Annotated in this window: 10 protein-coding genes and 1 pseudogene; all 11 read right to left on the bottom strand. The window is 67.8% G+C overall.

Going from position 1 to position 11,433, the window contains the following annotated elements; genetic code table 11:
- Positions 1-728: 728 nt before the first annotated feature.
- On the bottom strand, positions 729-1,775 hold the full coding sequence (locus tag ACFE8Y_RS15145; protein WP_375465211.1) for an acetamidase/formamidase family protein: 1,047 nt from the start codon (positions 1,773-1,775) through the stop codon (positions 729-731).
- Between the two features lie 201 nt (positions 1,776-1,976).
- A complete protein-coding gene (locus ACFE8Y_RS15140) occupies positions 1,977-2,318 on the bottom strand; it encodes a nitrile hydratase accessory protein (protein WP_375465210.1) in 342 nt (113 codons plus the stop codon).
- Entirely contained in the window at positions 2,315-2,995 is a 681-nt protein-coding gene (nthA, locus tag ACFE8Y_RS15135) for a nitrile hydratase subunit alpha (RefSeq protein ID WP_375465209.1), read from the bottom strand. The genes ACFE8Y_RS15140 and nthA overlap by 4 nt, the downstream gene beginning before the upstream one ends.
- Before the next feature lie 19 nt (positions 2,996-3,014).
- Positions 3,015-3,710, bottom strand: a complete 696-nt coding sequence (gene nthB / locus ACFE8Y_RS15130) for a nitrile hydratase subunit beta (RefSeq protein WP_375465208.1) — start codon at positions 3,708-3,710, stop codon at positions 3,015-3,017.
- A 78-nt stretch (positions 3,711-3,788) separates the two neighbouring features.
- On the bottom strand, positions 3,789-4,478 hold the full coding sequence (gene urtE / locus ACFE8Y_RS15125; RefSeq protein WP_375465207.1) for an urea ABC transporter ATP-binding subunit UrtE: 690 nt from the start codon (positions 4,476-4,478) through the stop codon (positions 3,789-3,791).
- A 2-nt stretch (positions 4,479-4,480) separates the two neighbouring features.
- Positions 4,481-4,534: a hypothetical protein gene (locus ACFE8Y_RS15120; RefSeq protein ID WP_375465214.1), complete on the bottom strand. Its 54-nt coding sequence runs from the start codon at positions 4,532-4,534 to the stop codon at positions 4,481-4,483.
- A gap of 9 nt (positions 4,535-4,543) precedes the next feature.
- Positions 4,544-5,221 (bottom strand): annotated as a pseudogene (urtD, locus tag ACFE8Y_RS15115) (urea ABC transporter ATP-binding protein UrtD); the annotation flags it as partial.
- Complete coding sequence (gene urtC, locus ACFE8Y_RS15110; protein ID WP_375465206.1) at positions 5,218-6,357, bottom strand: urea ABC transporter permease subunit UrtC; 1,140 nt, start codon at positions 6,355-6,357, stop codon at positions 5,218-5,220. The pseudogene urtD and the gene urtC, both read right to left, overlap by 4 nt.
- A gap of 3 nt (positions 6,358-6,360) precedes the next feature.
- Entirely contained in the window at positions 6,361-7,263 is a 903-nt protein-coding gene (gene urtB, locus ACFE8Y_RS15105) for an urea ABC transporter permease subunit UrtB (RefSeq protein WP_375465205.1), read from the bottom strand.
- A gap of 34 nt (positions 7,264-7,297) precedes the next feature.
- Positions 7,298-8,482 carry an urea ABC transporter substrate-binding protein gene (gene urtA / locus ACFE8Y_RS15100; RefSeq protein ID WP_375465204.1) on the bottom strand — a complete coding sequence of 395 codons (1,185 nt, stop codon included), beginning with the start codon at positions 8,480-8,482 and terminating at the stop codon, positions 7,298-7,300.
- Between the two features lie 359 nt (positions 8,483-8,841).
- Positions 8,842-11,220 (bottom strand): acetamidase/formamidase family protein, encoded by a 2,379-nt coding sequence (locus ACFE8Y_RS15095; protein ID WP_375465203.1) that lies wholly within the window; start codon positions 11,218-11,220, stop codon positions 8,842-8,844.
- Between the last annotated feature and the right edge of the window lie 213 nt (positions 11,221-11,433).

Genomic DNA, 11,433 nt, shown 5'->3' with positions numbered 1-11,433 from the left:
TCCCGTAGGGCGCGCCAACAAGATCAAGCACTTAGACCTCTGATCCACAAATTTATCAAATAAGCATTGAATATACGTCGGCCGACAGTCGTGGATGTTTGGCGATAAATCCTTCCGGGGCACATCCCCAGAAGGCCTGCCGGATCGCCGCGTCCGCCTTGGCGGGCACGCATCTGGGCGTCTCGAACGCGAGGCCGATCCGCCCGAGCAGGCGCGCCATGGGGTGGGTGGCGTAGGGAAGTCCGAAGGCGGACCGGACCTGCGCGCAGACGGCCTGGGCCGTCTCGCGGCACTTCCGCGGCCACCCAGTCCGACAGGGCCGCACGCGGGTCGGCCGACAGGCGCGGCACCCGCCCGACGTAGTCCAGGCTCTCGACGCCCGCTCGACCGCGCTGAACGTGTGGCGCCCGATGCTCGGCCGCCGTGCTCGCGTCCAGGTACGGCGCGGCGGCGATCCGCGCCACGCTCCAGCCGTCGTCGAGCAGCAGCAGACCGCCGCTTGAAAACACCAGATCCGGATGCTTTCCGAGTCGCGAGATATGACCTCACCCGCGCGCAACGCCCCAGACCGCTGTCGTCACCGCGTGCGTACGCAGCACCGACGGTTCATGGGCATGGCCCCGCAGGGGTAGATCAAGCATTCCTTCAAAAAATCTTCAGGTCGCGCGAGGTTCGGCGCAAGCTCGGGGTCGAGATCGCACGCCCGGCGAGAGCGGCAGCAAGCGTCCTCAAGGCCGATAGAGATCCTTGCGGATCGCGATATGGGCGCCCTTCACGCCGTCGACGACCTGCGTGACCCGGAGGTCGCCGGCGACACTGCACAGCGAGTAGGCCTCCTCGCGCGTGATGCCCCACTTGACGACCAGGAAGCCGATCATCTCCAGGGTCGCCTCCCGCACGGCCTCGTCGAGATCCTCGTGGAACCCGTGGCACATCCACAGCGTCGGGGTGTCGAGCATCGGGTTCCTGGTCACCGACCCCTTGTGCAGGATGAACTGGACGGTCGCGTTCACGTGCGCCTCGATCGCGGTTCCGCTCACCTCGCCGTCGCCCTCGGCGAAGTGCGTGTCGCCGGCCCAGAACAGGGCGCCGGTGCGGTAGACGGGATAGTGCATGCTGGTGCCGGCGATGAACTCCCGGTTGTCGACGTTGCCGCCGTGCGGTCCCGGGGGGACCGTGCTGACCTTGCCGTCCGCCGCCGGGCACACCCCGGCGGTCCCGAAATGCAGCCGCAGCGGAACCGCGATGTTCTTGAGCGCGGGCATCCGGGCGGCCGCGTCGACGGGCGTGACCATGCCCGGATAGGCCGGCTGCTCCGGCTTGAACGCGTACTGGAACACCGCCCGCGCGACCCCGGTCTCGACGTCGGCCTCGTAGATGAAGACCCGTTCCTGCTCCCCGAACTCCCCGTGCAGCAGGCCCCAGTTGGCCAGGAAGTTGGAGCCGTAGCGCAGGCGCGGCGCGAAGCTGAGCGCGCGGCATTCCAGCGTGTCGCCGGGCTCGGCGCCCTCGACGTGGATCGGCCCGGTCACGATGTGGACGCCGGGCGCGCGCTGGTCCGGCGGAACCGCGTCGTAGATCCGCCGGATGGCGTCGTCCATCAGCAGGTCGGGGGCGTCCCCGGCATGGTGCGTCAGGCACTCGATGGTGACGAAGTCGCCGGACCTGATGCGGCAGACCGGCTCGGTCGCGGCGTCGAACGCGCCCCACTGGATGGTCTCCGGCGTGGCCTTCAGGTCGTGGAGCCGGGGCGCGGCCGTCTCAAGGGTGTCCATCGCGGTTCACATCTCCAGGAATCGGCGGCGCGAACGTCCTGTGACGTCCTCGGCGGCGGGTGCGTCGGCGGTTGAGGGCACGACCCGTCCCTCGCGGCCCCGCATCCTGCGGGGCCTCGTCCTGTCCGACATCGGTGATCGGGCCGGCGCTCCGGCCGTGGCGCGCTCGCGGCCCTTGAGGGGCCGCGTCGGCAAACCGCGTCAGTAGACCTCTTGGCGGACGCCCGTCCTGAACTGCGCGGTCCGTTGCGCGATCTCGTCGGGTGCGAGGATGCCCTTGGCGACGAGGAGACGGGAGAAGGCGTCCATCCACTGCACGTAGTAGTCCGCCGATCCCGCCGGCGCCGCCGCGCACGCGCCGGCTGCGACCTCCTGGATCAGCAGGTCCTTGAAGTCGTCCCACGGGTACAGGCCCGCCGTGTGCAGGCCCACCACCATGCCGAACGCCCGGCTCTGCCAGGGCGCGTCGAACACCGGCTCGCCGTTCCTGCGCGGGTAGGACAGCGCGCCGTCCATCTCCGGGATCTTGGGCTTGGCGCTCATCGGCTCGCCTCCCATTCGGCCCGGCTGAGCGGCTTGCCAGTGCCGATCATGCAGTCCCGGGTGACGAGACCGGCCAGTTGCTCCTCGGTGAGGTCGTCGGTGTCGGCCGGCCTCAGCGGCACCACGAGGTAGCGCTGCTCGGCGCTCGTGTCCCAGACGTGCACCTTCACGTCGGCGGGCAGGTCGTAGCCGAAGTCCCGCAGCACGTCGCGCGGATGGCTGACCACCTTGGCCCGGTAGGGCGCCGACTTGAACCACACCGGGGGGATGCCGAGCAGTGTCCACGGGAAGCAGGAGCAGAGCGTGCAGACCCACATGTGATGGTCGGTCTCCGTATCGAACAGCGCCTTGACGTGCTCGGTCTGCAAGCCGCGATAGCCGAGCTCGGCGATGGCCGCGGTGCCGTCCTGGTTGAGGCGGGCGCGATAGGCCGGGTCGACCCACGCCTTGGCGACGACGCGGGCGCCGTGCATCGGGCCGAGGTCGTTCTCGAAGGTCGCGACCAGGGTGTCGATCGCGTCGTGGGTGGTGATGTTCTTCTCGACCAGCAGGGATTCGAAGGCGCGGACCCGCGCCTCGATCTCGGAGGGCGCGACCCAGGTGTGATAATGGTCGTCGTGCTTGTGCCCGTGGGTGTGCCCGTGCGCGTCGAGGCGGTCGTGCGTCGTCCCGGACATGGTGCGTTCCTCCTCAGTCTCAGGCGGCTTCGAGGTAGTGTTCGAACAGGTCGACGTAGACCGCATCGGTCGCCGATTCCGCGGACGGCCCCCACAGCTCCGCGGCCTCGAACCTCACGGCGTAGATGTGCTCCGGCACCTCGGTGTCGCTCGTGGACAGCGCCTCGTGGCTCAGGTGCGCGCCGTGATAGATGTCGATGACGCCGACCTTGCCCTTGGTGAAGCCCGGCAGCCGGTTGTGGGTGGTCGGGTTGAGGTTTCTCGCACGCACCCGATCGCCGACGCGAAACAGCGGCGCGCGCGCGAGCGGCCGGTCGTGCGGCGTCCCGTTCATGATGACGTGCCGGACCTTGGCCGCGTAGGGGCTCGGCTGGCTCGGAAGCTGCGGATGCTCGGGCATGGGGGGCTCAGGCTTGGCGGCCTGCTCGGCGACGCGCTGGTCGATCTCGGCGGTGGTGATGATGCCCTTGGCCGCCAGGATCTTCTCGTAGGCGTAGAGCCACTTCTCGTAGTAGCTCGTCTCCAGGTAGAGCTTGGGCGGCATCCGCTCGATCGTGGCGCGCTGCTCGGGCGTCGCGTTGACGCCGCTGATCTGGCAGGTGACGGCGATGCCGTGCATCCGCCCCTCCCAGGCCGCGTGGAACGGCGGCTCGTTCGGTTCGGGAACCACGGGCCCGAGGCCGTGCATGCCGCCGACGTCGTGAATGCCGTTCATCTTACCCCTCCGTGCGCTCGGTTACGAACATATCCAACCCGATTCGAAGCCATCATCGAACCCTCCCGGTCGAGCCGTTCAAATCGTCAGGTATCGGGTGATGCGCGCCGCATCGACGGTCGCCCGCGCCTCGCTGTGCACGAAGCGTCCGCCTTCCATGATCAGGAAGCGGTCGGCGATCTCCAGGGTGAACGACAGCACCTGCTCGGACACGATGAGCGCGAAGCTCCGCTCGGTCTTCAGCCGGTTCAGCGTGCGGGCGATCTCCTTGATGATCGAGGGCTGGATGCCCTCGGTCGGTTCGTCGAGGATCAGCACCTTGGGGTTCGACGCCAGCGCCCGCGCGATGGCGAGCTGCTGCTGCTGGCCGCCCGACAGGTTCCCGCCCTTGCGCGCGCGCACCTCGCGCAGGACCGGAAAGGCCTGAAAGATGTAGTCCGGCACGCGCGGCCGCCTGACGCGATCCATGCCGGTCAGGATGTTCTCCTCGACGCTGAGATAGGGGAAGATCATCCGGCCCTGGGGCACGTAGCCGAAGCCTGCCGCGACCCGATCGTAGCTCCGGGTTCCGGCCAGATCCCGCTGATCGAACGTGATGCGCCCCGTGCGCGCCGGGATCATGCCGATCAAGGCCTTGAGGAGTGTGGTCTTGCCCATGCCGTTGCGCCCCATCACGGCCAGGGTCTCGCCCGCGCTGAGGCCGAAGTGGAGGTCGTGCAGGACGTGGCTCTCGCCGTAGAAGACGTTGAGGTTGCTGATGGCCAACATCGTCAGTGGCCCAGGTAGACTTCGATGACGCGCGGATCGTTCTGGACGTGATCCATCGAGCCCTCGGCCAGGGTCTTGCCCTGATGCAGGACCGTCACCCGGTGGGCGACGGACTTCACGAACTCCATGTCGTGCTCGATCACGACGACGGAGCGCCCTTCGGCGACCTTGCGCAGCAGGGCGCCGGTGAGTTCGCGCTCGCGGGCGCTCATGCCGGCCACCGGCTCGTCGAGCAGCAGCAGTTGCGGGTCCTGCATCAGCAGCATGCCGATCTCGAGCCACTGCTTCTGGCCGTGGGACAGGTGGGCGGACTTGCGGTCGCGCTGATCGGACAGGAAGACGAGGTCGGCGATGCGGGCGATCTCGTCCCGCACGACGGCGTCGCGCTTGAAGAACAGGCATCCGAAGATGTCGCGCTTCTTCGGATAGGAGATCTCCAGGTTCTCCGAGACGGTCAGGTCCTCGTAGACCAGCGGTGTCTGGAATTTTCGCCCGACGCCGGCCTGGGTGATCTGGTACTCGAGGATGCGTTCGAGGTTCAGGCCCTTGAACAGGATCGTGCCCGAGGTGGGCTTGGTCTTGCCGCAGATCATGTCCAGCAGCGTCGTCTTGCCCGCCCCGTTAGGTCCGATCACGACGTGCAGCTCCTGCTCGTCGACGTAGAAGTTGAGGCCGTCGATGGCCTTGAAACCGTCGAAGGAGACGCTGAGATCGTTGATCTCGAGGATGAGCTGCCGCCTCATGCCGACGCACCCCGCCCGTGGCGGAACCGGTCGAGGAGACCGGCGAGGCCGGTCGGCAGGAACATCGTCACCCCGATGAAGAGCGCGCCGACGAAGTACATCCAGTAGTTGGCGAACTGCTCCGACAGGAGGCTGCGGGCCACGCTGACCAGCAGGGTGCCGTACACGGCGCCGAGCAGCGACAGCCTTCCGCCGACGGCGGCGTAGACCACCATCTCGATGGAGGGCACGATGCCGCTCACCGACGGCGAGGCGAACCCGACCTGAAGGGTGAACATCGCGCCGCCGACGCTGGAGAACAGCGCCGCCACGGCGAACACGAAGCCCTTGAACAGCGCCGGGTCGTAGCCCGAGAACCGGATGCGGTCCTCCCGGTCGCGGACCGCGATCAGCACCTTGCCGAGCCGGCTGCGCAGGATGAAGCGCCCGGCCAGGACGCTGAGGAGCAGGAGGCAGGCGGTGACGTAGTACATGACGTACACGGCCTCGTCGCTCTGGATGCTGTAACCGGCAAACGTCGTGAGGTTGGTGATGCCGTTGATACCGCCGGTGTAGCCCTGCTGCCCGATGATGACGATGGACATGATCCCGGAGAGCGCCAGCGTCACGATCGAGAAGTACACGCTGCCGACGCGCTTGCGGAAGTTGGCGTAGGCGAGGACGAACGCGAGGCCCGCCGGCAGGATGACGAGCGCCGGCAGGGCGAACCACAGGTGCTCGAACGGCACCCACCACCACGGAAGCGTGTCGACGCTGTTCCACGTCATGAAGTCCGGAACGGGCGGCCCGTCGGCGTTGAACACGGCCGCCGCCGGGTCCAGCGAGGTCGCCTCGAGCTTCATGAACATCGCCACGATGTAGCTTCCGAGCCCGAAGAAGATCCCCTGGCCCAGGCTCAGGATGCCGCCGTAGCCCCAGGCCAGCACGAGGCCGACCGCGCAGAAGGCGAAGCTCAGGTACTTGCCGTAGAGACCGAGCCGGAACGTGCCGCACAGGGCCGGGATCGCCACCAGCAGCAGCAGGGCGAGGATCGGGACCGCGAACCGGTCGCACAGGGCGACCAGCCGGCCGGCCCGCACCCTGACGCCGCGGAGGGGGCGGCTGCGCGGCACGGCGGAGGTGAGGGCGTCGTCCATGGCCTACGCCCGGACCTTGCGGGCGAACAGGCCGGTGGGACGGACGTACAGGGCCGTGATCACGAGCAGGAGGACGAGGGCTTTCGCCATCGAGCCGCTGAGCACGAGTTCGAAGGTCGACTGCATCTGCCCGATGAAGAAGGCCGACAGGAACGTGCCGGTCAGGCTCTGGATGCCGCCGAACACCACGACGATGAAGGTGTCGATGATGTATTGCTGCCCGGTGGCCGGCCCGGTCGAGGCGATCATAGTCAGCGCGCTGCCGGCGATGCCGGCCAAGCCGCAGCCGATCGCGAAGGTGACCGCGTCGACCCGCTCCGTGTTGATGCCGGCGGCCGCCGCCATGGCCCTGTTCTGCGTCACCGCCCGGATCCGCAATCCCCAGCGGCTGCGGAAGAGGAGCAGGTAGACCGAGGCCGCGACCACGAGGGTGAGGCCGATGATGAAGAGGCGCGCCAGCGGGATGGCGATGCCGTCGGTCGGATTCCAGGCGCCGCGCAGCCAGCTCACGGTGGGCACGCTGACGTTGATCGGCCCGAAGATCTGCCGGAACGCCTGCTGCAGGATCAGGGACAGGCCCCAGGTCGCGAGCATGGTGTCGAGCGGGCGCTTGTAGAGGTGCCGGATCATCACCCGCTCCAGCACGAAGCCTGCCAGCGCGGTGACGGCGAACGCGACCACGAGGCCGACCAGGAAGTAGGCCCCGATCCATTGCGGGAAGACGTGCAGGAAGACGACCGAGGTCAGGTACGTCATGTAGGCGCCGAGCGCCATCAACTCGCCGTGGGCCATGTTGATCACGCCCATCAGGCCGAACACGACGGCCAAGCCCAGCGCCATCAGGGCGAGCACCGTGAACAGCGAGAGACCGTTGAAGACCTGGATCAGGAGGACGTCGGCCGTCATCGAATATCCGGGGGCGAGAGGGTGAGGACGCGGCTCACAGCTTCGGAAACGGCACCGGATCGATCAGCGGGGACTCGCTGAGGATCTCGATCTGCCCGTCCGGCTTGAACCTGCCGATGCGGGCGTGCTTCCGGAGCCGGTGATTGGTGGTGTGGAGGCTCACCTTGCCCTCGGGCGCGTCGAAGGCGAGGTCGGAGGAGGCGGCCACGACCTTCTCGACGTCGAAGCTGCCGGCCTTCTCGACCGCGAGCTTCCACAGGTAGACGGAGGTGTAGCCGGCCTCCATCGTGTCGCCGACGACGCGGTTGGCGCCGTACTTCGCCTTGAAGGCCGCGACGAATTTCTGGCTTTCCGGCGTCGGCACGCTCTGGAAGTAACCCATGCAGGAATTGACGCCGACGAGGTTCTCGGCCCCGATGCCGATCGCCTCCTCCTCGCTGACCGCGAGGGCGACGATCGCCTGGCTGGCCGCCGTCATGCCGGCCGAGTTCAACTGCTTGTAGAACGACACGTTCGAATCGCCGACGATCGTGGACAGGATCGCGTCCGGCTGCGCGGCCTTGATCTTGTTGATGACGGACGAGAACTCGGTGCTGCCGAGCGGGAAGTAGTCCTCGCCGACGACCGTGCCGCCGGCCTTGACGATCGTCGGACGGGCGATGCGGTTGGTGGTGCGCGGATAGATGAAGTCCGACCCGATCAGGTAGAACTTCTTGCCCTTGTTCTTCATCAGCCATTCGATGGCCGGGATGGCCGACTGAACCGCGTCGGCACCCGTATACATGATGTTCTTCGAGAATTCGAGCCCTTCGTCGTGCGTCGGATAGTAGAGCAGGCCCTTGTAGCGCTCGAAGACCGGCAGGACCGCCTTGCGCGAGGCCGACGTGTAGCAGCCGAACACCGCCGCGGCCTTGTCGCTGACCAAGAGCTTCTGGGCCTTCTCCGCGAAGGTCGGCCAGTCGCTGGCGCCGTCCTCCACGATGGTCTGAAGCTGACTTCCCATGACGCCGCCGGCGGCGTTGATCTCGTCGATGGCCAGCCGTTCGGCGTCCACGACGCCCACTTCGGCGATCGCGATGCTGCCGGAGAGCGAGTGGAGGATGCCGAGCTTGACCGGCGCGGCCGCCCTGGCGACGCGGTGACTCAGGATCGCCGTCGCCGGGAGCACGGCGGCCGTGGCGAGCGCGGATTTGATGAAGTCTCGTTTCGAATAGCGCATCTGGCTCCCCTCAAAACGAACCACGGCGACCCTGTGTTCGGACGAGAGCAACATCGGCACAGATCACGGAGCGAGTCGCGCTCGGATCTATGTGCTTTCGTCAGATTTCATCGCCCTGTCCGAGCTTGAATCCGTCGTAGTCCGTCGTTTCACCATAGGCGAAGCAGCCGATCGATTCTTGCCCTGCGGCGTACAAAGACTTGTTGGGGCGCGACACGGCCCATCGGCGATGATGCCGTTTTGAGCACGATGGCGCGGAAAGCGGGGGGCCGTGACCAAGACGGCAGCGTTCACAAGGCGGCCCCGGACCGGGCGAGATCGGATTGCGGCCGAGGGTTGGGCTCGACGCGCCCCGACGGTCAGCCGGTGCGGGAGGCCGGGCGCTTGTCCGGTCCGTGCGGGAATCCGTCCCGGAACAGTTCCTTCCGCAGGATGGCGTGGACGCCCCAGTTCCCGTCGACCACCTGGGAGATGCCGAAGTCCACCGCGACCGAGATCAGGGAGATCGCCTCATCCTCGCTCAGGCCGCGCGCGGTCATCAGGAACCGGCGCATCTTGCGGAAGGCATCCTTCATGGCGAGGTCGAGGGAGGCCGTCGCGTAGACCTTGCTCTGCGCCTTGTCGCCGAGCTCGGCGAGGTAGTTGGGGTGGCTGAAGCCCAGGAGCACCCATTCCGTCGGCGTCTCGATCAGCGGGTAGCTCAGGTCCGCGAAGGCCGCGCCGTCGAAGGTGCCCTTCTTGTGCAGGACGATCTGGAACACACCCGTCAGCGAGCACTCGATCGCGGTCCCGCACAATTCGGAATCGCCCTGGCTCGCGTGGGGATCGCCGATCGACAGGAGCGCGCCCGGCACCGAGACCGGCAGGAAGACCGAGGCATCCTTGCCGACGCGCCAGTTGTCGATGTTGCCGCCGAAGTAGGACGGCGGCACGGAATCGATCAGCCCCGCCTCGCGCGGCGCCACCCCGATCACGCCGAAATGCGGCCGCACCGGGATCTCAATGCCTTCCAGGACATCGTACCGCTTCTCGATCGTCGCGTGATCGACGGGAACGCCGGGATAATCGATCGTCTTGTGCGTGACGCCGGACGGATCGGTCTGCGGCGTCCAGCGATAGCTGTACAGCGCGCAGGCGCAGGACCGGTCCTTGCCGAGGTCGAACTCGTAGAGCGTGACCACCTCCCGCGGGCGGGGCTCGGTCAGCAGGTCGTCGTAGTGGAAGCCCCAGAACGCGGCGGCGTTGCTGCCGAACGAGCGCCCCGCGTAATCCGGGTTGGCGCTCGGCCGCGGCAGCACGTCCAGGATCCGGACCTCCAGCACGTCGCCCGGCGCGGCCCCTTCGACGGCGATCGGCCCGGTCATGATGTGCACGCCGAAGCCCTCGCCCGCGCCGCGGCCGTACACGGAGGCGTCCATCGGCCCGGCGCCGCGGCGCTCGACGGCCTTCTTCTCGGCGGTCCAGTGGAAGACGCCCTCGATGGCGGGATCGCCCTTGATCATCCGCTCGTAATCGTCGAAGGCGTGCTGCGTCAGCACCTCGACCGTCACGACATCGCCGGAGCCGATCTCCAGCACGGGCGCGAGGTCGCGGCTGAAGTAGCCCCAGTGGACGGTCTTGTCCGTGGCGGCGAGATGATGCCGCACCGGAACGTCTTCGGGCTTGGCGGCGGCTTTGGCGGCCTCCGGGTCGCCCGGGGCGCCGTTCGCGGCGCGGAAACGCCCGCCGCCCTCCAGGGCCTCGCTCGGCCACCCGCGCCGCGCCTGCCGGGCGGCGGCGTCGGACGGCGGGGGCGGAGTCTCGCTGCGATAGGCGCGCGGCGACGTGCCGAAGCTGTCGCGAAAGCTTCGGCTGAAATGGGCCGCGTCGTTGAACCCCCACTTGAAGCCGATGTCGGAGATCGGCAGCGCCGCGTAGAGCGGGTTGGCCAGGTCCGACCGGCATCGTTCCAGGCGCCTCTGCCGCAGCAGGTGCGTGAAGCTCTCGCCGGCGTGCTCGAACACTTTCTGCAGGTAGCGGGCCGACACCCCCTCGGCCCGGGCGACGTCCGCGAGCGTGAGGTTCGGGTCGCTCAGGCGCGCCTCGACGTGCTCGCGGGCGCGCTCGAACAACCGCGCCTGCGTGCCGCCGCCGGCCGGCGGGGCGTCGGGGGCTTGGCGAGCCAGAACCGCCACCAGGAACTCCGACAAGGCCTGCTCGACGGGGCGCAGGTCCTCGCCGTCGAGCGACTCCATGGTCTCCGCCACGGTGCCCAGGAAACGCGAGAACAGGTAGCCGAGCCCGGTCCGGCCGGAGATCCGGAAGGGTTTCGACACCGACGTGAGATGCGGACGGATGTCGAGCACCGCGACGGGAACCCGGACGATCAGTTGACGGAACGCGCCGTCGAACGCGAGGCCGGAGGCCGCGCCGGGCGGCATCACCACCACGTCGTACGGGTCCAGCGGTTCGCCGGAGGTGCCCTCGACCTCGCCCCTGCCTTCCAGGTTCACGCAGATCAGCAGCATGGTGCCGGCCGCGGCACGCCTCAGGGAGAGACGTTGCGGGCTTGAGGAGACCCGCGAGAACTGGATGCCGCGCGGGGATAGTCGGGACGTGATCGAACCGTAGAACTCGGCCGCCGCGTCGGGCTCGACGTGGAAGCCCAAGCGCCCCATCGTCTCGGCCCAGGCCTCGGCGCGCTTCGGTCCGGGATACCCCTCGCTGATGAAGTTGACGGGTTGCTGCGCGGCACTCACGAGGCTGATGATCCGACCCCGGTTCGTCCGAGACTGTTCCTCAACCGATTGCTCCCGCACCGCAGATCATGACCCGGGACGTTCGGCAGGGGGCCTGTCGAGCAGGGCACGTGGCTCGGAATGGGTAAACGCAAACCCATGAAAACCAAACCCATGTTAGCGACGGCAGCTATGCATCAACGCGGACCCGTTCACATGGGCTGGCGTGTCGCA

This window comes from uncultured Methylobacterium sp., from assembly GCF_964242245.1.
Lineage (GTDB): Bacteria > Pseudomonadota > Alphaproteobacteria > Rhizobiales > Beijerinckiaceae > Methylobacterium.
Note: the sequence above shows the minus strand (reverse complement) of the source record. Positions and strands in the feature narration are given on the sequence as shown.